The sequence below is a fragment of the Pseudonocardia sp. EV170527-09 genome, from assembly GCF_008369905.1.
In the GTDB taxonomy this organism is placed as follows: domain Bacteria; phylum Actinomycetota; class Actinomycetes; order Mycobacteriales; family Pseudonocardiaceae; genus Pseudonocardia.
Genome location: NZ_VRMC01000014.1, coordinates 34,277 through 57,327, shown reverse-complemented (window position 1 = coordinate 57,327; position 23,051 = coordinate 34,277). Strand labels below are relative to the sequence as shown.

General features: G+C 74.4%; 14 protein-coding genes. 4 read left to right on the top strand and 10 right to left on the bottom strand.

Annotated elements, in window-relative coordinates; translation table 11 throughout:
• Nucleotides 1–194 precede the first annotated feature (194 nt).
• The 3 genes from FVA95_RS06425 to FVA95_RS06415 are packed head-to-tail and all read right to left on the bottom strand — an operon-like array spanning nucleotide 195 to nucleotide 3,138.
• A complete protein-coding gene (locus FVA95_RS06425; RefSeq protein ID WP_149663375.1) occupies nucleotides 195–863 on the bottom strand; it encodes a GntR family transcriptional regulator in 669 nt (222 codons plus the stop codon).
• A 26-nt stretch (nucleotides 864–889) separates the two neighbouring features.
• Nucleotides 890–1,660, bottom strand: a complete 771-nt coding sequence (locus FVA95_RS06420) for an aspartate/glutamate racemase family protein (RefSeq protein ID WP_149663374.1) — start codon at nucleotides 1,658–1,660, stop codon at nucleotides 890–892.
• Nucleotides 1,660–3,138, bottom strand: a complete 1,479-nt coding sequence (locus FVA95_RS06415) for a dicarboxylate/amino acid:cation symporter (RefSeq protein WP_149663373.1) — start codon at nucleotides 3,136–3,138, stop codon at nucleotides 1,660–1,662. The genes FVA95_RS06420 and FVA95_RS06415 overlap by 1 nt, the downstream gene beginning before the upstream one ends.
• 116 nt (nucleotides 3,139–3,254) lie before the next feature.
• On the opposite strand from FVA95_RS06415, the gene FVA95_RS06410 reads away from it, so the two are divergent.
• Nucleotides 3,255–4,688 carry an aspartate ammonia-lyase gene (locus FVA95_RS06410; RefSeq protein WP_161992214.1) on the top strand — a complete coding sequence of 478 codons (1,434 nt, stop codon included), beginning with the start codon at nucleotides 3,255–3,257 and terminating at the stop codon, nucleotides 4,686–4,688.
• Between the two features lie 83 nt (nucleotides 4,689–4,771).
• On the opposite strand, the gene mycP is transcribed toward FVA95_RS06410, so the two are convergent.
• From mycP to FVA95_RS06385, 5 genes are all read right to left on the bottom strand, one after another.
• On the bottom strand, nucleotides 4,772–6,061 hold the full coding sequence (mycP, locus tag FVA95_RS06405) for a type VII secretion-associated serine protease mycosin (RefSeq protein WP_149663371.1): 1,290 nt from the start codon (nucleotides 6,059–6,061) through the stop codon (nucleotides 4,772–4,774).
• 17 nt (nucleotides 6,062–6,078) lie between these two features.
• Complete coding sequence (locus FVA95_RS06400) at nucleotides 6,079–8,514, bottom strand: hypothetical protein (RefSeq protein WP_149663370.1); 2,436 nt, start codon at nucleotides 8,512–8,514, stop codon at nucleotides 6,079–6,081.
• Nucleotides 8,515–8,640: 126 nt separating this feature from the next.
• A complete protein-coding gene (locus FVA95_RS32690) occupies nucleotides 8,641–10,329 on the bottom strand; it encodes a MinD/ParA family protein (protein WP_240051313.1) in 1,689 nt (562 codons plus the stop codon).
• A 16-nt stretch (nucleotides 10,330–10,345) separates the two neighbouring features.
• Nucleotides 10,346–12,202 (bottom strand): hypothetical protein, encoded by a 1,857-nt coding sequence (locus FVA95_RS06390; RefSeq protein ID WP_149663369.1) that lies wholly within the window; start codon nucleotides 12,200–12,202, stop codon nucleotides 10,346–10,348.
• 170 nt (nucleotides 12,203–12,372) lie between these two features.
• Nucleotides 12,373–13,143: an ABC transporter ATP-binding protein gene (locus tag FVA95_RS06385; protein ID WP_083695224.1), complete on the bottom strand. Its 771-nt coding sequence runs from the start codon at nucleotides 13,141–13,143 to the stop codon at nucleotides 12,373–12,375.
• Nucleotides 13,144–13,231: 88 nt separating this feature from the next.
• Between FVA95_RS06385 and glgX the strand changes: the two genes are divergently transcribed.
• Together glgX and FVA95_RS06375 are read left to right on the top strand one after the other, a co-directional pair.
• Nucleotides 13,232–15,250 carry a glycogen debranching protein GlgX gene (glgX, locus tag FVA95_RS06380; RefSeq protein ID WP_149663368.1) on the top strand — a complete coding sequence of 673 codons (2,019 nt, stop codon included), beginning with the start codon at nucleotides 13,232–13,234 and terminating at the stop codon, nucleotides 15,248–15,250.
• Nucleotides 15,251–15,309: 59 nt separating this feature from the next.
• The gene (locus tag FVA95_RS06375) at nucleotides 15,310–15,537 is read left to right on the top strand and encodes a zinc ribbon domain-containing protein (RefSeq protein ID WP_149663367.1); all 228 of its coding nucleotides are present in this window, start codon (nucleotides 15,310–15,312) and stop codon (nucleotides 15,535–15,537) included.
• A gap of 143 nt (nucleotides 15,538–15,680) precedes the next feature.
• Here the strand turns inward: FVA95_RS06375 and glgP are convergent, their stop codons facing one another.
• Entirely contained in the window at nucleotides 15,681–18,266 is a 2,586-nt protein-coding gene (gene glgP, locus FVA95_RS06370) for an alpha-glucan family phosphorylase (protein ID WP_149663366.1), read from the bottom strand.
• A gap of 258 nt (nucleotides 18,267–18,524) precedes the next feature.
• Between glgP and FVA95_RS06365 the strand changes: the two genes are divergently transcribed.
• Nucleotides 18,525–20,516, top strand: coding sequence for an alpha-1,4-glucan--maltose-1-phosphate maltosyltransferase (locus FVA95_RS06365; RefSeq protein ID WP_149663365.1), 1,992 nt, complete (start codon nucleotides 18,525–18,527; stop codon nucleotides 20,514–20,516).
• Between the two features lie 78 nt (nucleotides 20,517–20,594).
• Here the strand turns inward: FVA95_RS06365 and treS are convergent, their stop codons facing one another.
• Nucleotides 20,595–22,913: a maltose alpha-D-glucosyltransferase gene (treS, locus tag FVA95_RS06360; protein WP_240051312.1), complete on the bottom strand. Its 2,319-nt coding sequence runs from the start codon at nucleotides 22,911–22,913 to the stop codon at nucleotides 20,595–20,597.
• Nucleotides 22,914–23,051: the final 138 nt, after the last annotated feature.

The following is a 23,051-nucleotide window of genomic DNA, read 5'->3' as shown; positions in this document are numbered from 1 at the left end:
CCCCCGCGCTGCTGCTGTCCTGCCCGCGCGAGGAGGGCCGCTTCCTCGGGACGGTGCGGCCGCGCACGCTGCCGCCCGGGCGGGGCCAGTTCGTCGACCGCAGGCGGTCGGTGCGCCTGGTGCAGACACCCCGCACCGACGACGGCGGGTGACCGGCGCGGTGCCGGCGCGGCGGGTACCGCGCCGGCACCGGGTCAGCCGAGCTGGTTGGTCGCGAACAGCTCCGTGATGTGCCCGCCGAGCCGCTCCCAGTGCTGCCCCGACGAGGCCGCGGCGGCCGCGCCGTCGCCGGAGGCGCACAGGTCCACGAACGCGTCGTGGTGCTCGATCGTGTTGCGACCGCCCAGCAGCGTGGAGAACTTGCGGTAGAGGATCCGGTGGATCTGCGGGTGCAGCTGCTCGACGATCCGGGTCAGCGTCGGGTTGTCCGCGACGCGCAGCGGCACGCCGTGGAAGCGGTCGTCGGCCTCCAGGGCGGCGTCGGTGTCGTCGGAGACCACCGCACGCTCGAAGTCGCGGTTGGCCGCACGCATCTCCTCCAGGTCGGCGGCGGTCATCCGGGGCACCGCGGTGCCGACGGCGAGGGTGTCCAGCGCCCGCAGCACCGCCAGCGCGCGCTCGGCATCGGTCCGGTCCAGCGGGGTGATCCGGGTGTAGACACCGGGCTTGGCCTCGACCAGCCCGGTGTCCGCCAACCGGTTGAGCGCCTCCCGCACCGGGGTCCGGCTCAGGCCGAACCGCTCCGCGAGCTCGGTGTCACGGACCTTCTCCCCCGGCAGCAGCTCGAACCGGACGATGGCGTCGCGCAGACGCGCGAACACCTCGTCGCTGAGCAGGCGGCGCGGGACGGGAGCGATCTGCATGCAGCACACGATATATCAACGACACGTTAAATCGGCGCGGTCAACGCGACCATCGCCCGGGCCAGGATCCGTGCCGGATCCAGCAGCGGCACCGTGACGTCGGTCGTGGCCAGGCACAACGGGATCTCCGTGCACCCGGCCACGACCGCCTCCGCACCGGCCCTGGCGAGCCGGTCGGCGACCGCGGCCAGGACCGCGGTCTCGGTCGCACCGCGACGACCGGCCTTGATCGACAGGATCGCTGTCATCACGGCCTGCTGGTCGCGGGCGTCGGGCACGATCACCTCGACCCCCCTGCGGTGCAACCAGTCCTGGTAGAGCCCGGTGCCGACGGTCCCGTCGGTCGCGAGCAGGCCCGCGCACCGGACCGGCGGCGCCGCGCCGGCGAGGTGCCGGGCGACCTCGTCGATCATGTGGACGACCGGGACGTCGACGTAACGCAGCAAGGCCGGAACGAACGCGTGGGCGGTGTTGCAGGGGATGGCGATGTGCGTCGCCCCGGCCTCCTGCAGCTTCTCCGCGCCCGCGCGCAGCCAGGGCAGGGGGTCCGGCCCGCGCCCCTGCAGGCTCTCCGTGCGGTCGGGCACCGTCGGGTCGGACCAGATGACGACCCGGCGGTGCTCCTGGTCCCGGACCGCGGGGGTCGCGTCCACGAGCTTGGCGTAGAAGTCCGCGGTGGCCGCGGGACCCATGCCGCCCAGGATCCCGATCACCGGGGCATCCGGTGCGACGGGCCCGGTCGGGACCCGCGCCGCGACCGGCCCGGTCGCGTGCGGGGTGCGTTCCGGCGCGATCATCAGCCCTGCGATCCCTGCGTGGCGTCGACCCGCTCGTCCGGGGCGGGCGCCCCGGCACGGTCCGCCGTGACCGGCCCGGTGCGGACCGGACGCCCGTCCCCGGCAGCCGCGGCCGCCTCGGTCCCGGCATCGGCGGGGTCGGCGACGGGGTCGGCGGCAGCGTCGAGGTCGGCGGGCAGCGGCTCACCGCGCCGTCGGGCCCCCCGGATCTCCGACCGGTCGATGACCGCCGCCGCCAGCGAGTTGCCGACGACGTTCACCCCGGTACGGGCCATGTCGACGATGAAGTCGACGCCGAGCAGGAGCGCCACGCCCTCGGGCGGCAGCCCGATCGTCGTGCTCGCGGCGAGCAGCACGACCACCGACGCCGAGGCGACCCCGGCCATGCCCTTGGACAGCACGACGAGCACACCGACCATCAGCAGCAGGCTGCCCCAGGAGGTGTCGAGACCGAAGGCGTTGGCGATGAACACGAGGGCGACGGCCTGGTAGAGCACCGAACCGTCGGTGTTGAAGGAGTAGCCCAGCGGGACCACGAACGACGAGGTCGAGCGGCTCACGCCGAACTGCTCGAGACGACCCAGCAGCGGGGCCAGGACCGCCTCCGAGCTGCGGGTGACGAACGCCAGCCCGGCCAGGTCGCCGATCGAGCGCAGCATCGCGACGTAACGCACGCCGTAGATCGCCGCGATGATCGGGAAGATCACGCCGAGGACGAGGATCAGCCCCAGGTAGACCACTCCGACGAAGCCGAGCAGGCTCACCAGGTTGCCGAAGCCGTAGTGCGCGACGTCGTAGGCGATGAACCCGAGCACGCCCAGCGGGGCGAACGCGATGACGTAGCCGACGACCTTGAACATGGCGCCTGCGAAGGAGTCGAGGACGTCGTTGACCGGGCGGGCCTTCTCCCCGAGCGCGGCCAGCGCGATGCCCACCAGCGTCGCGAACACGATGACGCCGAGCAGGTTGCCCTCCGCGAACGCCTGGAACACGTTCTTCGGGATCGCGTGCAGCAGCAGCTCGTGGAAGTCCACGCCCTGCTGGAGGTCGCCCACCGCGGCCGCGTCGCCACCCGAGGTCGGGGCGCCGACGCCGAGGTCGAACGCCTTCGCCAGGCCGACGGCCAGCAGCAGGATGACCGTGGTGACGATCTCGAAGTAGAGGATCGACTTGCCGGCGATGCGGCCGACCTTCTTGACCGACTCCATCCGCGAGATGCCCAGCACGATCAGCGGGAACACCAGGGGGACGACGACCATCTGGACCGCGTTCAGGAACGCGTCACCGAGGATCTTCAGACCCTCGCCGACGGCGGGGAACGCCCAGCCGACCGCCGCACCGAGGGCCACCGCGATCAGCGACTGGACACCGATCGGGTAGCGCCAGAAACGCCAGTGCACGCGTCCGGCCACGGAGCCGCGGCCGGCTCGCGGCGGCGGTGGCTCCTGGGGCGTCGACGGCGTCGGGGACACGGCCATTGTGACTCCTAGCTGCTGTTCGCGTGCAATATATTGCACTCTGGGTTTTGAACTTCGCGTCCAACATTGAGTAGTCTGGCGGTCGTTGTCAAGAGTGGAGAGCAGCCATGAACGCGATGACGCGTACGGAGGGGGATTCCCTCGGCACGGTCGAGGTGCCCGCGGACAGGTACTGGGGGGTGCACACGGCACGGGCCGTCGCCAACTTCGCGGTGACCGGCGAGACGATCGGGGGTTTCCCGCGGCTGGTGCAGGCACTGGCCGCGGTGAAGGAGGCGGCCGCCCTGGCCAACCGGGACCTCGGGCGGTTGGACGGGCGCCGGGCAGACGCGATCGTCGCGGCCTGCCGGGAGCTGCGCGCGGGCGCGCTGGCCGATCAGTTCCCCCTCGACCCGATCCAGGGTGGCGCGGGCACCTCGACCAACATGAACGCCAACGAGGTCGTCGCGAACCGGGCCCTGGAGCTGCTCGGACACCGACGGGGTGACTACGCCGAGCTGGCCCCGCTGACGCACGTCAACCTGGGCCAGTCGACTAACGACGTGTACCCGACGGCGATCCGGCTCGCCATCGGATCCCACCTGCACGAGCTGATGGTCGCCCTGCAGCACCTGGCCGCCGCGTTCGCGCGCAAGTCCGCCGAGTTCCACGACATCGTCAAGATGGGCCGGACCCAGCTGCAGGACGCGGTCCCCATGACGCTGGGCCAGGAGTTCGGCACCTACACCACCATGCTGGGCGAGGACTGCCTCCGGCTGCGCGAGGCCGCCGAGCTGCTGCTCGAGAGCAACCTCGGCGGCACGGCGATCGGGACCGGGATCAACGGGCACCCGGACTACGCACGGCTGGCCTGCGCGCACCTGCGCGACATCACCGGCCGAGAGGTCGTCCCGGCGGGCGACCCGATCGAGGCCACCCAGGACTGCGGGGCGTTCGTCCAGGTCTCCGGCGTCCTGAAGCGGGTCGCGGTGAAGCTCTCGAAGGTGTGCAACGACCTGCGCCTGACGTCGTCGGGCCCGTCGGTGGGCCTGTCCGAGATCAACCTGCCTCCGGCCCAGGCCGGATCGTCGATCATGCCGGGGAAGGTCAACCCGGTCATTCCCGAGATGGTCAACCAGGTGGCGTTCGAGGTCATCGGCAACGACCTCACCGTCACCATGGCCGCCGAGGGCGGGCAGCTGCAGCTCAACGCCTTCGAACCGATCATCGTCTACGGGCTGATCCGGTCGGCCTCGCACCTGGAGGCCGCGGCGCGCACGCTGGCGGACCGGTGCGTCGACGGGATCACCGCGAACCGTGAGCACCTGGAGGAGGGGGTGCGCGGGTCGGTCGGGATCGTCACCGCGCTCTCGCCCGCACTCGGCTACGCGACCAGCGCGGAGATCGCCAAGGAGTCCCTGGCCACCGGCCGTCCGGTCGGCGACATCGCGGTGGCCCGGGGGCTGCTCGGCCCCGACGAGGTCGGCGAGCTGCTCTCCCCCGCTGCACTGGCGGGCCTGGCCGCTCCGGCCCGGCCGCTGCCGCGCGACCTGGACGCCGCCCTGCACTGACCGCCGCTGCGGCACGGGCCCCGGTGCGCGGTCGACGACCGCGCACCGGGTCCCCCGTCGTCCCGGGACGACCCGGGACCCGCTCATCCGGCCCGGATGCCGGTGGGCCGCTCCGGCACACCGCCGTCGTCCGCCGGACCGCCCGCGCCACCGTCGGCCGGGGCGGTTCCGCGGATCTCGACGCGCCGGGGCGGGGCCCACCGACGACGGTGCGCGGCAGGGCCCAGCCGGACCAGCAGCACGACCACCGCGGCCGTACCGGCGGCGGCGAGCACACTGAGCAGCGCCGTCAGCGGCCCCCACGACGGGGCGACCGACTCGGGTGCGCGGACCGGTGGAGCGACGACGGCGGCCTCCCGCCCCGTTCCCTCCTCGGGCAGCACGGCCGTGACGGCGTCGACCGGGTTCACCGTGCCCCAGCCGAGTGCCGGGTCGGGGAGCGGGACCGCGGGGTGCGTCGCGGTCGTCTCCAACCGGTGTTTGACCTGGTCGGCACGCAGGTCGGGCCGGTAGGCGCGAACGAGGGCGGCGGTGCCCGCCACGAACGGCGCCGCGTAGCTGGTGCCGCTGCCCTGCCAGTGGCCGGGCCCACCCGGTCCGATGCTGACCACGTCGCTGCCGGGGCCGACCAGGGACAGGTACGGGCCGGTCTGGGAGAAGTCGGCGCGCCCGCCCTCGGCGTCGACGGCACCGACCGCGATCACCGTCGGGTACGAGGCCGGGTAGGTGACGGGATCGCCCGTGCGTGCCCCGTTGGCGGCCGAGGCGACCACGACGACGTCGTGGGCGGCGGCGTGGGCCACCGCCGCGGCGAGTCCGGCGTCCGGGATGCTGGTGCTCGCCGACACGTTGATCACGCGGGCGCCCTCGTCCACGGCCCGGCGGATGCCCGCGGCCAGGGACGCGGCGGTCACCCGGCCGGCGTCGCCGTCCGGGCCCGGGACCGTGACCCGGATCGGCAGCAGCGTCGCGTCGGGGGCGATCCCGGCGAACCCGCTGCCCGCGACCGGCTGCGCGGCGATGATGCCGCCGACGAAGGTCCCGTGGCCGTAGCAGTCGTCGTCGGCGGGGCCGTCGGACACGACGTCGGCACCCGGGAGGACGCGTGCGCCCGCGAGCTGCGGGGTCCGGGCGTCGACCCCGGTGTCGACGACGGCGACGACCACTCCGGCACCCCGGGTCACCGGCCACACCCGCTGCGGCGCGAGCTGGCGCTGGGCCCAGGGCAGGGTCGGCTCGGTCACCGTGGGCGGGGGCAGGCAGCCCGGGCGGACCGCCGGGGCGGCGAGGGCGGGTGGCGCGGCGAGGGCCGGTGGGGCGGTCAGCGCCGTGACGAGCACGGCCGCACCGAGCGCCACGGCCCGGCCGACCACGCGGGACCTCGCCGACCTCACGACGCGGCGGCCGAGTCGCCGGTCGCGCCCGCATCGACCGTGAGGAGCGGGACGGTGAGGCGTCGGACCAGATCCGGGTCCTCCACCGTCCGCAGCACCATCCGGCGGCGACGCTCCAGGGCCCGCTCCAGTCGGGTCAGCGCCGCCTGGTCGCGCTCGCCGATCCGGGTCTCCTCGGTGCCACCGGAGCCCTCGCCCTCGTCCGCGCCGAGCTCGCGGACGAGAAGGGCGAGGCGCGGCGCCACCGGCCCGCCGTCGACGTCCTGGGGTGCGGGCGCATCGCGCACACCGATGGTCCGGAACCGCGTACCGGCCGGGAAGACGACCTCGGCGACGGGGCGGCCCGCGACGAGCTCGCTCGTGCGGCGCGCCGTGGTCGGCCAGATGAGGACGTCGTACCCGGCGTCGGGGACGGTCACGTCGAGCTCGCCGGTGGCACTGAGGAATCCCGGTTCGGCGAGCGTCCCGCCCACCACGGTGTGGTCCGACGGCGGTTGCGGCGTCTGCCCCTGACGCAGCACCGGGCGCCGGTGCGTCGGGAGGCGGCGCAGCCCGGAGACCAGGCAGGCCAGCTGTCCCTCCGGCAGGTCGCGACGGCCGGCGCGGACGCCCTCGTTGACGGCGCCGCCGCCACGGTCACCGTTGCCGAGGTGCAGGCACACCGCGGCCAGGTCGGTCTTGACACCGGACGCGTCCCCGGTGCGCAGCGACGGCCAGGACGCCAGCGCAGCGTTGACCGTAGCCAGTGCCTCGGTGTACTGGTCCCCGGCGGCGGCGACGAACCGTTCGCGTTCCTTGCCCGTGCTGGGCCGGTCCTCGACGACGAGCGGTGGCAGCTCGGGTGGCCCGGCCCGGTCAGCGGGCCCGGTCGTGGCCGCGGGGTCCCTGTCCTCGGCACCGGGACCGTCGGCGGCGCCGTTCCCGGTGACGGAGCCGGTCGGCCCGACGTCGGCGGCGGGTCCCGTGGGCACGACGTCGTCGGCCGGTGGCGGGGCCGCACCGCCGGTCGCGCCGTCGCCGGCCTCCGGCGGCTGCGGTGCGTCACCGAGGGTCGGGTGGCCGCCGGGGGTGGACGGTTCCGCGACGGCCGGGACGGGCATCGGGCGGCCGGCCGACTCGACCCGCAGGTCGGGTACGGTGGTGTCCCAGCTCGCCGGGGCCGGCCGGGGCAGCAGCCCGAGGGAGACGGCGCGGTCGGCGTCCTCCGGGGTGGCCCAGACCCCGCGGAGCCGGACCCGGTGGCGGGCGCGGCGCTCGTCGTCGAGGGAGTCGACGAGCGACCGGGCGGCGGCGAGGAGCTCCGCCCCGACGGGCTCGCCGTCGTGACCGAGGTGGAGGGTCCAGACCGCCGGGTCGTGGGGATCGGCCGGCGCCGGCCCGGCGTCCCCGGCACCGAGGACCAGGCCCGAGGGGACGACCGTGGCGACGACGTCGCCACGGACGTAGCCGCAGCCCCGCGCGGTCCACCCGGCCGGTGGGAGGCCCACCGACAGCACCTCCTGCCCCCCGTCGAGGCGTTGGCGCAGCACCGTCGGGAAGGGACGCATCCGGGTCTCCCGCCCGGGTTCGACGGCGAAGGTCTCCACCCCCGACGACGTCCGCAGCGCGACACCGGTGCCCAGGGCGAAGTCCGTGCCGAGCGCCTCGCCCAGGGCCGCCGGGAACCCGTCGGTGAGCGCTGCGGGGGTGAGCGGCGCGACCAGGACGGGGCCGTCGGAGGCGATCGTCCGCGCGGCGGCGGCGACCGCCTCCGGCGACGGGACGGCACCGGCGCCGCCGACGAGCAGCTGCACGAAGCGTCGGTCGAGAACGGCACGCAGCGCCACGTCGTCGTCCCCGGGGCCCTCCTCCGGCGCGGGGAGGCCACGGACCGCGAGACCGGCGGGCACCGGCTCGACGGCCGCGCCCTCGACGACCGTGGGCTCCTCGGGCAGCGCGCCCTCCCAGTCCGGGCGCGGGAAGCGGGTGCCGTGCGCCTGCGGGGCTGCCCCCGGTGCGAAACGCACCCATCCCGCACCGCCGACCGTGGGGCCGGTGAGAATGCCGGACCCGACGGAGAACCGCATGGCCCCCGACGGGGCGACGAGCGCGACACCGGTGGCGTCGACGACCTGTTGCAGCCTGGCACCCAGGGCGGCGATGTCGGTGACCGCGAGCCACAGCTCGCCGTCGGCACCCGCGGGGCCGGACATCACCTCGCGCAGCAGCCCGAGGAGCTCCGCCGCGAGGCCCGACCGGCGGTAGGCCGTCCCGACCAGCATGACGAGCGGCGGCCCCGACGGGCCCAGGCCGGACAGGAACCCGCGCTCCCGGGACGCCTCGGTCCCGTCGGCGATCAGGACGTGCGGCCCGACCAGGGTCGCGACCAGGGGGTCCGCGACGGACTCGGCCCGGGCGTCGGTCACCGGTCCCACCTCGCTCTCCTCGGGCACGCGTGCACCGCCCCCGGCGGGACGGACCCGATCCACCGTCGATCATGGCCAGGCCGGTCCCGCGGTGTGCCTCCGCGCGTCGCGCGGCCACCGAACACAGGGGTTTCCCCCGTCGACGGCCGGTGGTCAGCCCTCGAAACCGTCGGTGATCCGGGCGGCGAGCAGGAGGACCGCGTCGACGGTGGCCGGCGCCAGCCGGGCCAGGTCGATCCGGCCACCGTGCGCGAGGTGCTGGTCGAACGGCAGCTCCACGACGGCGCGGACACGGGACTCGAAGTGCCTGCGGACCACGTTCCGGTCGATCTCCCGGCTCCACCGGTCCTGGGAGAGCACGACGACCGCCTGCTCGGCGAGTGCGGAGAACCCGTGCCCGTGGAGCCAGTCCAGGGTCCTCGACGCCCGCGTCGCCCCGTCCACGGTCGGGGTCCCCACGACGACGAGCGCGTCGGCCAGCGTCAGCGTCCCCTCCATCGCCGAGTGCACCAGCCCGGTGCCCGAGTCGGTGACGAGCACGTTGGCGAATCGGCCGATCAGCCCGCAGACCGCCTCGTACTCCTCCCGGCTGAACGACTCCCCCGCCGCCGGATCCTGCTCCGAGGCGATGACCCGCAGGCGTCCGGCCAGGCTGCTGAAGCGGTCGAGATCGTGGACCGACGACGCGTGCGCGGCGCCCGCGAGCAGCTCCCGGACCGTCGCGGAGGTATCGCCGGTGAGCCGGTCCGCCAGGGTGCCCGCGTCGGGGTTGGCGTCGAGGGCGACGATCCGGTCGCCGCGGTTCTCCGCCAGCACCAGCCCCAGCAATGCCGACACGGTCGTCTTGCCGACGCCGCCCTTGATCGAGGCGACCGCGATCCTGCGGACCCCGGCCAGCGGTCGACGGATCTGCTGGATGAGGTTCTGCCGGGCGAGCTGCGCCGGGGACGGCCCGGGGTTGTAGCGGCCCGCGGTGACGGCGTAGACGCCGCGACGCCAGCCGTGCATCGGCTGGTCCCCGGCGTAGCGGATCGGGGCGTTCGGCGCGACGGGCCGGACCGGACCGGCGTGCTCGACCGGCAGCGGGACCGGTGCGGGCCTCGTCCCGGCGGGCGGCGCGGGCCGTCGCGGCCACGGCGGCGTGTCCGGGTGCTGCGGGACCGAGCGCGGCCGCCCCGGGCCGGGCGGCGGTCCGTCCGGCGACGCGGCGGTCGGCCGGGACGACGGATGCGCCCGACCGCGTGGCGGTGTCCGCCGGTCGGCCCCGTCGCGGGGCACCGGACCGGCCGCGGAGCCGGACCCCGCCGGTGGGGTGGTGCTCCCGCCGGAGGGGGTGGTGCGGCCGGTGACCACCGGGATCGCCGTCGTCGCCGGGGGTGCGGTCTCCCCGGTCGCGCTTCCCGTCCGCTCGGGGGACCTCGGCGGAGCCGCCGCCTGCGGCGTCACCCGCAGGGCACGGGTCTCCGGATCGGCCGCGCCCCCGGCTCCCGCCTGCGGCCCGGCGGCCCCGGCCGTCGTCGTGATGTCCCGGACCGGCGTCCCGGTCTCGGCAGGGTCCCGGACCCGCGCACCGGTGCCGGCAGGGTCGTGGTCCGGCGCCCCGAGGTCGGCGGGGTCGCGGCCCGGGAGCGGGAGGAGGTCCGGCGCCGACGACGGGGCAGGGGGTGGCTGGACCGGCGGATCCGGCTCCGGACCGGCCACGGGAGCCGGGCCGGAGGCCTGTCCGGCTCCTCCGGCGGATCCCCTCGGGCGCCCCGCGTCCCAGGTCACCGTCCAGTCGACGGGGATCCACTCGTCGGTGGCATCGCCCGTCGCCGGGTCCTGCCCCGTCCGGTCCTGCACAGTCCGGCCTCCGTCCTCAGCCGACCGACACCTCGGTCGACCTCACCGACGAGGGGTCGACCGGTTCGTCCAGGGACACGGTCACCGAGGAACCGCTGATCGTCTTCGTCGCGGACGTGCCGCCGTCGTCGGTGCTCACGGTGACGTGAGCGGTACGGCCCGAGCAGTGCTCGTCGAAGCCGGAGATGCGGACGGCCGTCACCTTGCCCTCGTCGTTCTGCTTCACCGAGACCGACAGCGACGACGCGTCGGTGGAGCACTGCTCCGAGGCCCGCTGTTCCTCGGCCTGCTGCCGCGCGGCACGCTCCTCCGCCGCCTGCCGTGCGGCCGCCCGCTGCTCGGCTGCCCGCTGCTCGGCCGCCTCCTGCGCGGCGGCCCTGCGCTCTGCCGCCTTCCGCTCGGCAGCCTTCCGCTCGGCAGCCTTCTGCTCAGCCGCCTTCTGCTCAGCCGCCTCTCGCTGGGCGGCCTGCTGCTGGGCGGCCTGCTGCTGGGCCAGCACGAACTCGACCGCCTGCTGCTCGATCGCGCGGTCGGTCCCCTCCTCGGCACGCGGGAGGGCGACCCCGGCCGGGCCGACCGCGTCTTGGGTGGCCACCTCCGAGGCGGTCCGGGTCGGCGTCGCCTCGTCCGGGGCGGAGCCGGTGGGGGTCCGGGCGGACGTGCCGTCGACGCCGGGCGCGCGCTCGGACTGACCGGCGACGGCGGCCCCGCGGGACGGCGCCTGCGCGACCATCTCGGACAACCGCCCGCGCTCGGTCGCCCCAGCCGACATCCGCGCGATCCACTGGTCGGCGAGCGAGAGCGCCTCCCGCTCCGAGACCTCCTCGGGTGCGGCGGCCACCGGAGCGGACTGCGGCGTGCCCTCCGCGGCGGGCGCCCCCTCCTCCGGCGCGGGATCGCTCGACGACGGTGCGGGCTGCGCGAGAACGGGCTGCTCCGGAGCGGATTGCGCCGGTGCAGGCTGTGACGGTGCGGGCTGCTCGGGAGCGGGCTGTGCCGGGAGGGACTGGACCGGTGCGGCCTGCTGCGTGCCCTCGGCCACGGGCTCCTCCGTCTGCTGCGGCGAGCCGCTCTCCGCCGGGGCAGCGGGCTCGGGCAGCACGCCCAACGCGGTGAGGGCCTCGGCGACCTCCGCCTGCCGGGCGGAACCGGTCGGCACGTCCGCGGCCCCCTCGGACGTCGCGGAACCGGACGCCTCGGACGGCCGGTCAGCGGCGACGAGGGACGTGACGGGGGTGGCGGCGGAGTCCACGGTCTCCACGGGCCGGTCGAGCGTCGTCGCGACGGCCCCGCCCACGGTGTCGGTGGCGTCTCCGGCGGACGCGGCTACGGTGTCGGTGGCCTCTCCGGCCGACTCGGCCACCGGCGTCACGACCTCGCGCACGGGGGCTGCCGGTACCGGCAGCGAGACCGGAGCCGACGCCACGGGGACCGGCAGCGCGACGGGCGCGGCGGCCACCGGTGCGGAGGCCACGACCGGGCCGAGCACGGACGGCGCCGAGGGCACCGCGGGCAACAGCGTCTCGGGGGCCACGACCTCCGGCTCGTCGACACCGACGCCGTCGAGCGAGGGCAGCTTCGGCTCCGCCGCGGCCGACGGGGTCGGAGCGGGCTCCGGCGCGGACTCCGGGGCGGCATCGCGCGATGCCCGGATCTCCGCGTCGTCCGGCTGCAGCGCCTCGTTCCGCTGTCCCGCGGCCCAGGCGGCCCACTCCTCGGTGGAGTCGCTGGTCTCCCCGGCCGGTGCACCGGCGACGGCCGCCCCGAACACCCCGACGGCGGTGAGCGCGGTCAGTCCCACGACCAGTGACTGCCGAGGGGCCGCAGTGCGGCGCTGGGGCCGCGTGGGGTCGTCGCGTCGGGGAGCCGACATCGGTGCACCTTCCGTCCGGTCGTCGTGCCGGCCGGGTTCTCCGGCCCGCAGCTGACCACGACCATCGCGCGCGACCGGCCCGGACGTACCTCGGGAAGACGCCGAACGGCCCATCCCGAGGAAGATCCCTCGCCAACCGGCGCCTCCCCCACCGCCCGCGTGGCGGGGGGTCAGTCGCGCCGGTAGGCGGTGAACCGTCCGTTGCCACGACGCTCGACGGTCAGCGGCAGCCCGAACGTCTCCGACAGCGGCTCGGAGGTCATGACCTCGTCCAGGAGCCCCGCGGCGACCACGCGGCCCTCGCGCAGCAGCAGACCGTGGCTGTAGTTGGGCGGGATCTCCTCGACGTGGTGGGTGACCAGCACCGACGCCGGGGCGTACGGGTCGTCGGCGAGGTCGGCGAGCCGGGTGACGAGGTCCTCGCGGCCCCCGAGGTCCAGCCCGGCGGCGGGCTCGTCGAGCAGCAGCAGCTCCGGGTCGGTCATCAGCGCGCGGGCGATCAGGGTGCGCTTGCGCTCGCCCTCGGACAGCGTGCCGTAGGCGCGCCCGGCCAGCGGCCCCATCCCGAGCTGGTCCAGCAGCTGCCGGGCCCGACCTGTGTCGTCGTTCTCGTACTCCTCGCGCCAGCGACCGAGCACGCCGTACCCGGCGGAGACGACGACGTCGGAGACGATCTCGTCACCCGGGATGCGCACACCCAGGTTGGCCGAGGTGAGGCCGATCCGGGTGCGGAGCTCGAACACGTTGACCCGGCCCATCCGCTCGCCGAGCACGAAGACGGTGCCCGAGGTCGGGTGCAGCTCGGCACCGGCCAGGCGCAGCAGGGTGGTCTTGCCGGCTCCGTTGGGGCCGAGCACGACCCAGCGCTCGTCGAGCTCGACCCGCCAGTCGACGGCGTCGAGGAGCACGGTGTCACCACGACGGACGGTGGCGGCGTCCATGCCGACGACCAGATCCTCGTCGTCGATCTCTGTGACACCGGGCGCGGCGGGGGTTCGGGGCGAAGTCACCCCCCTATCCTGGCCGATCGTGCCTGTCTTCCCCCTCGGTGCCCACCCCGACGACCACGGGACCCGCTTCGCGGTCGCCACCACCAGCGCCGAGACCGTCGAGGTCTGCCTGGTCGACGGCTCCGACAGCGACGGCGGGGAGCTCACCGAGCGCCGGGTGGAGCTGCGCGAGCACACCTTCGGCGTGTGGCACGGCCACGTCCCCGGGGTGCGCCCCGGCCAGCGCTACGGCTACCGGGTGCACGGTGAGTACCGGCCGTTCCGCGGTCTGCGTGCGAACCCGCACAAGATCCTCGTCGACCCCTATGCGGCGCGGATCACCGGCACCGTCACCGACCTCGTCGCCGCCCGCGGGTGGGACGGCGACCCGATGTCGGGGCGGCCCAGCACCGTCGACTCGCTCGGCTCGGTGCCGCTGTCGGTCGTCACCTCGACCGATCTCGCGCCGCGCCCGTCCCGGCCGGACGTGCCGTGGTCGGAGACGGTGATCTCGGAGATCCACGTGCGCGGCTGGACCCGGCTGCACCCGGAGGTGCCCGAGGCGCACCGCGGCACCTACCTCGGCCTGGCGCACCCCGCGGTGATCGCGCAGCTGCAGCGGACCGGGGTGACGGCCGTCGAGCTGCTGCCGGTGCAGGCGAACGCGCCGGAGCCGCCGCTGCTGGAGCGGGGCGCGTCGAACTACTGGGGCTACGCGACGCTCGGGTTCCTCGCCCCGCACGCGGGCTACGCCAGCGACCCCGGCAACGAGGTCGCGGAGTTCCGCTACCTCGTCGACACCCTGCACGCGGCCGGGATCGAGGTCATCCTCGACATCGTCCCCAACCACACCTGCGAGGGCGGGGTCGGCGGCACCACGCTGTCCTACCGCGGCCTCGACGCGCCGGCCTACTACTCGCTCGGCGGGTCCGGGCACGACGCCGACATCACCGGCACCGGCAACACCCTCGACGCCGGCTCCCCCACGGTGATCCGGCTCGTCTGCGACGCCATGCGGCACTGGGTGCACGCCTACGGCGTCGACGGATTCCGGATCGACCTCGCCTCGGTGCTCGGCCGGCCGCGGTCCGGGCCGTTCTCCCCGGACTCGGCGCTGCTCACCGCGATCGCGCAGGACCCGACGCTGTCGACGACCAAGCTGATCGCCGAGCCGTGGGACGCCACCGGCGAGGGCTACCGGGTCGGCGGGTTCGGCGTCGCCTGGTCGGAGTGGAACGGCCGCTACCGCGACGCGGTGCGCGACTTCTGGCGCGGCCACGGCGGCGTCGCCGAGCTGGCGTCGCGGCTGACCGGCAGCTCCGACATCTACCAGCTGTCCGGACGCCGTCCGTGGGCCTCGGTGAACTTCGTGACCGCGCACGACGGCTTCACCCTGCGCGACCTCGTCTCCTACGAGCGCAAGCACAACGAGGGCAACGGCGAGGACAACCGCGACGGCACCGACGACAACCGCTCGCAGAACCACGGCGTCGAGGGCCCGACCGACGACGCCGGCATCCGCGCCGCCCGGCGGTCCACGGCCCGGGCGATGATGGCGACGCTGCTGCTGTCGATCGGCACGCCGATGATCACCGGCGGCGACGAGCGCTGGCGGACACAGGGCGGCAACAACAACGCCTACTGCCGCGACGACGAGACCTCGTGGGTCGACTGGACCACCACCGACGAGACCACCGCGATGGAGGCGTTCACCGGACGCGTCGCCGCGCTGCGCCGGGAGTCGCCGGTGCTGCACCGCGACCAGTTCTACGTCGACGGCGAGGTCCTGTGGTGGGACCCGTCCGGGCGTCCGATGGAGCCGCACGACTGGCACGACGGCGGCCGCCGCACCCTGGTCGTGCTGCTCGCCGACTACTGGCTGCTGGCCCTGCACGCCGGGGAGGAACCCGTCGACTGCGTGCTGCCCGCCGAGCACGGCTTCGACCCGGTCCTGGACTCCACCGCGCCCGACGGCACCCCCGCCGACACCGCACCGGTCGAGGCGGGCGCGACGATCGTCCTGCCGCCCCGCTCGGTGCGCCTGCTGCGGAGCCGCTGACCACGGCACCCTCGCCGCGAGGGCTGGGAGCGGCGCGGCCCGCGGCGTAGGCTCCGCGCATGCCGCGCTACGAGTTCCGCTGCCGCGAGTGCAGCACGACGTTCGAGGTCGAACGGCCGATGGCCGCGTCGTCGGACCCGGCGGACTGCCCGCACGGGCACGCGGACACCGTGAAGTTGCTGTCGACGATCGCGCTCGGCGGCCGGTCCGGTGCCGCACCCCGGCCCGCGATGGCGCCGGCCGGTGGCGGCGGGGGCTGCTGCGGCGGCGGGTGCTGCGGCGGCTGAGGTGTACGTCCCGCGGCACGGCGAGGTGGCGGGCGCTCATCCCCCACTCGACGTCGGTGGTCCCTGAGCACGACAGCCCTCGACGCGACCGGACGACCTCCGCCGGCCGAGCGGGTCCGCCACCGGGGGCGGACCCGCCGGACTCAGCCCGCCAGGACGATCCGCCCCAGCTCGACCGACGACGCCAGGTGCGGGTGGTGCGGCAGCACCCGCACCGTGTACCCGGTGAGCCCCGCGTGCGGCAGCGGCACGGCGACCTCCCAGGACCCGTTGCCGCGGTGCTGCATCGCGACGGTCACCGGGTCCGCCAGCTCGTCGGAGGAGTCGACCCGCCCGACGACGGCCTCCACCGTCACGTCCGACGGGTCCAGCCCGGCCAGGTCCACCCCCGCCCGGACCGTCATCGGCGACCCGACGACCGGGGTGTCCGGCAGCCCGGACGCGTCGACGCCGGTGATCCGGACGTGGTTCCACGCCTTGTTCAGCCGGGCCCGGAACTGCGCGATGTCGCGGGCGACGGCGTAGTCCGACGCGGCCGCGTCGGCGGCGGCGCGGGCGGCCGGGGTGTACCAGTCCTGCACGTACTCCCGCACCATCCGGGTGGCCTGCACCTTCGGCCGCAGGGTGGTGAGGGTGTGGCGGACCATCTCGACCCAGCGGTGCGGGACGCCGTCGACGCGGTCGTAGAACGCCGGGCCGACCTGGGTGGCGATGAGCTCGTAGAGGGCGTTGGCCTCGAGGTCGTCGCGCCGGGTCGGGTCCTCGACGCCGTCCGCGGTGGGGATGGCCCAGCCGTTGGCGCCGTCGTAGAACTCGTCCCACCAGCCGTCGCGGATGGACAGGTTCAGCCCGCCGTTGAGCGCGGACTTCATGCCCGAGGTGCCGCAGGCCTCCAGCGGGCGGAGCGGGTTGTTCAGCCAGACGTCGCAGCCCCAGTAGAAGTAGCGCGCCATCGACATGTCGTAGTCGGGCAGGAACACGATGCGGTGACGCACGCCCGCGTCGTCGGCGAAGCGCACGATCTGCTGGATGAGCGCCTTGCCGCCGTCGTCGGCGGGGTGCGACTTCCCCGCGACGACGAGCTGCACCGGCTGCTGCGGGTCGAGCAGCAGGCTGCGGAGCCGGTCGGCGTCGCGCAGCATCAGGGTGAGCCGCTTGTAGGTGGGGACCCGGCGGGCGAAGCCGACGGTGAGCACGTCGCGGTCGAAGACGTGGTCGGTCCAGCCCAGCTCCGGCTCGGAGGCGCCCCGCTCCAGCCAGGCGGCGCGGACCCGGCGGCGGACCTCGTCGACCAGCCGGGACCGCAGCGTGTTGCGCAGCCCCCAGACCTCGGCGTCGGACACCTCGGCGGTGCTGCTGCCGGGCTCGCCGAGCATCTCGGTGACCTGGTGGGCCTCCCAGGTGGGGCCGTGCACGCCGTTGGTGACCGAGCCGATCGGCACCTCGTCGCGGTCGAACCCGGCCCACAGCCCGCCGAACATCTCCCGGGAGACGCTCCCGTGCAGCCGCGAGACGCCGTTCGCGCGCTGGGCCAGGCGCAGGCCCATGTGCGCCATGTTGAACGTCTCGGGATCCTCCTCGGCGCCCAGCGCGAGGAGCCGGTCGGTCGGCAGGCCCGGCAGCAGCCGGTCGGTGAGGTAGTGCCGCACGAGGTCCAGGCCGAACCGGTCGATGCCCGCCGGTACCGGGGTGTGGGTGGTGAACACCGTGCCCGCACGGACGGCGGCGAGCGCCTCGTCGAAGTCCAGCCCGCCGGACGACGCCGACGCCGTCGCGGGGCCCGCGCCGTTCGACGTCACGGCCGAGCCGGTGCACAGCTCGCGGATCCGCTCGCAGCCGAGGAACCCGGCGTGCCCCTCGTTGGTGTGGAACACCTCCGGCGTCGGGTGCCCGGTGAGCCGGCAGAACGCGCGGACCGCACGGACCCCGCCGACGCCGATCAGGATCTCCTGCTGGATGCGGTGGTTCTGGTCGCCGCCGTAGAGCCGGTCGGTCACCCCGCGCAGATCCGCCCCGCCACCGGCGTCGGAGTTCTCCGCGGCGTTCTCGGCGATGTCGGTGTCGAGCAGCAGCAGCGGGACCCGCCCGACCGCGGCCTGCCAGATCCGCGCGTGCAGCGTGCGGTCCCCCGGCATCGCGACCTCGACGAGCTCCGGCGCGCCGGAGGGGTCGATGAGCAGCTGCAGCGGCAGCCCCTGCGGGTCGATCGCCGGATAGTGCTCGAGCTGCCAGCCGTCGAGTGACAGGGACTGGCGGAAGTACCCCGACCGGTACAGCAGCCCCACCGCGACGAGCGGAACGCCCAGGTCGGAGGCGGCCTTGAGATGGTCACCGGCGAGCACGCCGAGCCCGCCGGAGTAGTTCGGCAGCACCTCCGAGACGCCGAACTCCATCGAGAAGTACGCGACGGCCGACGGCCTGTCCGCGCCGCCGGCCTCGGCGTACCAGCGCGGCTCGGACAGGTAGGTCTCCAGCTCCGCGGCCCGCTCGGCGACCTGGGCGGCGACCGCCTCGTCCGCGGCGAGCTCGGCCAGGCGCGCGGTGGGGATCTCACCGAGCAGGCGGACCGGGTCGTGGCCGCAGGCGTCCCACGCGTCGGGGTCGAGGGAGGCGAACAGGTCCCGGGTCGGCGCGTGCCAGGTCCACCGCAGGTTCGTCGCCAGTGTCTGCAGCGGCGCGAGCGGAGCGGGGAGCTGGGCACGGACGGTGAAACGGCGGAGGGCTCTCACGGCCGCGAGGGTAGCCGGGAACACCGACACGCACGCGGCGTCCCGCCCGGCCGGGACGGGGTCTCACCGGTAGGGTCGCACTGCCGCGGGATCGGTGGGTCCGTGCACGTCGAATCGGTTCCGTCCACATCCGTTCCGATCCGTTCACGCCGATGGTCCCGCGGGTGTGGCGACAGGTGACGTGGCGGCGTCAGACTGGCCGTCTCGACTCTGGTGGGGACTTCTACCGACGGTGACAATTTCCTGGGGGTGCAGCCGATGACCGGTCGGCTCGGAATCGACGACGTGACCCCGTTCGTGCAGAGCGGAGACCCGGCGAAGGCCGTGGTCGGTGAGGTCGTCCCGATCCGGGCGACCGTGTGGCGGGAGGGACACGACGCCGTCGCGGCGAACGTCGTGTTCACCCCGCTGTCGGCCGACGGGACGCCGGGGGACGCGCAGTACGTGCGGATGCAGCCCGACGGGGTGGGCACCGACCGCTTCGTGGCCTGGGTCCGCCCCGACGCCGAGGGTCGCTGGACCTTCCGCGTCGACGCGTGGAGCGACCCGTGGGCGACCTGGCGCTCGGCGGTGGAGAAGAAGATCGCCGCGGGCCAGACGGCCGAGGAGCTGGCCAACGACCTCGAGATCGGCGCGCGGCTGCTCGCCAGGGTCGGGCGTCGCCCGGCGGAGTCCGACAACCGCGACCTGCTGCTCGGCGCCGCGAACACGCTGCGGGACACCGCGTTGCCGCTGCGCGCGCGGGTCGCCCCGGCCCTGTTCGACGCCGTCGTCGCGATCATGGTCGAGCGCCCCGTCAGGGAGCTCATCACCCGCGGCCCGGAGCGGACGATCTTCGTCGACCGGCCCCGTGCGCTGTACGGGTCCTGGTACGAGTTCTTCCCCCGCTCCACCGGCGGCCGCGACGAGACCGGCCGCCCGGTGCACGGCACGTTCGCGACGTCGTCGAAGGAGCTCGACCGCATCGCGCGGATGGGCTTCGACGTCGTCTACCTGCCGCCGATCCACCCGGTCGGCACGGTGCACCGCAAGGGCCGCAACAACTCCACCCACGCCGAGCCGGGCGACGTCGGCTCCCCGTGGGCGATCGGCTCGGCCGCGGGCGGGCACGACGCGATCGACCCGGAGCTGGGCGACTTCGACGACTTCGATGCCTTCGTCGCGCGGGCGAACGAGCTCGGCATGGAGGTCGCGCTCGACCTGGCGCTGCAGTGCGCGCCCGACCACCCCTGGGTCACCGAGCACCCGGAGTGGTTCACCGTGCGCCCGGACGGGACGATCGCCTACGCGGAGAACCCGCCGAAGCGCTACCAGGACATCTATCCGCTCAACTTCGACCGCGACCCGGCCGGCATCTACGCCGAGTGCCTGCGCGTGGTGCTGAAGTGGGTCGAGCACGGGGTGACGATCTTCCGGGTCGACAACCCGCACACCAAGCCGCCGAACTTCTGGCACTGGCTGATCTGGGAGGTCAAGCGGACCCACCCGGAGGTGCTGTTCCTGGCCGAGGCGTTCACCCGCCCGGCCCGGCTGTTCGGGCTGGCGCGGCTGGGCTTCACCCAGTCCTACACGTACTTCACGTGGCGGACCGAGGCCGAGGAGCTCGCCGACTTCGCGACGATGCACGCCGAGCACGCCGACGAGTGCCGTCCCAACCTGTTCACCAACACCCCGGACATCCTCCACGAGTCGCTGCAGACCGGTGGCCCGGCGATGTTCGCGATCCGGGCGACCCTGGCCGCGACGATGGCACCCACCTGGGGCGTCTACTCCGGCTTCGAGCTGTACGAGGGCACCCCGGTCAAGCCGGGCAGCGAGGAGTACCTGGACTCGGAGAAGTACGAGCTGCGTCCGCGGGACTTCGAGTCCGCCCTGAACCAGGGACGCTCGCTGGAGCCGTACCTGACCCGGCTCAACGAGATCCGCCGCGCCCACCCGGCGCTCCAGCAGCTGCGCGAGATCCACTTCCACGAGGTGGACAACACGAACATCATCGCGTTCTCCAAGCTGGACCCGTCCACCGGTGACCAGGTGCTGGTGGTGTGCACGCTGGACTCGCACGCGCCGCAGCAGGGCACCCTGAAGCTGGACATGCCGGCGCTGGGGCTGCGCTACACCGACGTCGTCGAGGTGCACGACGAGGTGTCGGGCGAGACCTACCGCTGGGGCGAGTACAACTTCGTGCGGCTGGTCCCGACCGACCACGTCGCGCACGTGATCGCGCTGCCGGCGCAGGCCCCGCTGCTCTGAGCCGGGCCCCGTCGCACGAACGGGCCCCTCGTACGGACGGTCGTACGAGGGGCCCGTTCGCGCGGTAGCCGCGGGCGGTCAGGCGGGTCCGGTGTCCTCGGCCGGGGGCTCCAGGACGACGGCGGTCGCCCGGAACGGCGACATCCCGATCCGGAACCCGTTCAGGTCGTCGACGACCCCCAGGTCCTCGCCGGAGAACAGGTCGGTGACCGTCGCGCCCGGGGCCAGGTGCTCGGACCGGACGAACGCGTCCAACTGCTCGTCGGCGAAGTTCAGGACGGTCACGCTGGTCCGGTCGTCGTCGAGCAGGTGCACCATCACCAGCAGGCCGCGGTGCGACACGTCCGGCACGTCGACCTGGCGGGCCGTCGCCACCCCGGAGCGCTTGCGCACGGCCAGGATGGCCTGCATCTGGCGGACGAAGCTCGTCTCGTCGGCCAGCTGGTCGGGCAGCGACCCGTAGAGGCTGCGGCCGCGGGGCATGCCCGACGAGGATCGCTCGGCACCCGGCCGGCGTCCCATCAGGTCGTGCGCGGGACGCGAGATCCACCGGGTGTCCCCGGAGTTCAACAGGTCCGAGACCGACTCCGGCGGCAGCGTCAGCATGCCGAGCAGGTCCCAGCCCGACAGCGCGAAGACCCCGGGCTGGAAGGCGTTGAACATGACCAGCAGCAGGTGCACCCGCCGGATGCGCTCGACGTCGTCGGGCCCGATGTCGTCGAGCGCGGAGATGCCGAGCGACGCGGCGATGACGGTCGCGGTGGTGCAGGCGATCCCGTTCGTCGTGAAGATCAGGTTGTAGGGCGCGTCCGGCCCGGTGAGCACGTCGCACAGGTCGCGGCGGATCGTGTCGGCCAGGTCCCCGCCGCGCATCTCCTCACCGCGGAAGTGGAACAGCTCCTCGGTGTGCCCCGCGGTCCAGTGCACGAGCTCGTAGGTCAGCTCGTCGTGGTTCTGCAGCGCGTGCACCAGCGACGCCGGGTCGACACCCAGGTCCAGCGCGGTGCGCAGGGTCAGCCGCAGGAACTCGGTGTCCGAGGTCGCGAGCGCGTGGTGGTAGGCGGGGCGGTTGATGAAGTCGTAGGACAGGTCCGCGCCCGCCTCGGAGGTGACCTTGATGTCGTCGACGGTCAGGTTCAGCTCCTGGAAGGTGAACCCGCCGACCTTGCGGACCATGCTCGCGATGAGGTGGTTCGCGGCCTCGGACAGCGGGTGCCCCTCGGACCAGCCGGGGTTCCCGGAGCCCGCCTTCTCCACGCCGAGGAAGCCGTTCGCGTCCAGGCGCAGCGCACCCGACCCGAGGTCGGCCAGCGAGTGCAGGGCGTCGCCGATGACCATCCGCATGCCCGCGAAGGTCGGGTCCAGCCAGTTGACCGACGGCTGGCCGTCCTTGAAGTAGTGCAGGTACACCCAGCGCCGCACGACGCCGTCGACACCGGTGACCTCGCCGGTCGCCGACCAGTTGGTCTCCTTCACGCCCTCGCGGTAGAAGATGACCCGCTGCAGCCGGCCGACGATGTAGCCGGCCTTCTCCAGCGCCTCCTCGGTCGCGGCGTCGAGGTTGGCCGAGTCCTTCCCCGGCGGCACGTCGGGCAGCATCCCCCAGTCGGACTGTTCGATCTCGACCATGTGGTAGATGCCCGGGTAGTCGCCGTAGGCGAGCTCGGCGAGCCGGAAGTCCGGGCCCTTGCCGGTGTGGCCAGGGACGATGTCGTCGATGATCGTGCCGCCGTGCCAGGTGGCGGTCGCGCACATCGCGCGGAACTCCTCCTCGGTGCCGAAGGCCGGGTCGAGCTCGTTGGAGATGCGGTCGAAGTGGCCGTCGACGCTCGGGGTGGGCTGCCAGCCCGAGAGCCCGCCCGCCTTCTTCACCGGCCCGGTGTGGACGCCCTCGATGCCGATCGTCTCGAACGCCTGCCACAGCTCCTCGTCGCCGAGGGCGGCCAGGAACGACTCGCCCGAGGCGGTGATCAGCGAGATCGGGTAGGCGGTGAACCACACCGACGCCGTCTCGACCGCGTGTCGCGGCCCGGGGCTGGCGTAGGGGTTCTGCCACATCGAGCCCTGCCCGGAGAACTGGCGGGCCAGCTCGTCGGCGTGGCCGAGCATCGACTGGGACAGCAGCCACGACACGTAGACCGGGTTCTCCCCCGACGCCGGCCCGTCCTGGGCCACCGAGCGGCGCCGCACCGTGGACCGCACCCGGGCGCGGTGACGCAGCGTGCGCGGGCGTGCTTCGTGGTAGTACTCGACGAAGTTCACGTCCGGTGGCTCCGGGACGTGCTCGGCCTCGGCGGGCACCGGTTCGACGGCGGCGAGCGGATCGGCCGGGGTGATCCGGGCCTGGGTCTCCGGGATCGTCGGGGGGATGTCGGCCTTCGACTCTCGCTCGGTCACGCCGCCGGTCCTCCGGTCGCTCTGGGGGCAGGTCAGGGCAGGTACTGGGCACGTCAGGCCCACGGTGCGCCCTGCGCCGGAGATCCGCACGCGGGCGCGTGCGCACCGTCGCGGGGTACCCGCGGGCACCACGTCCAG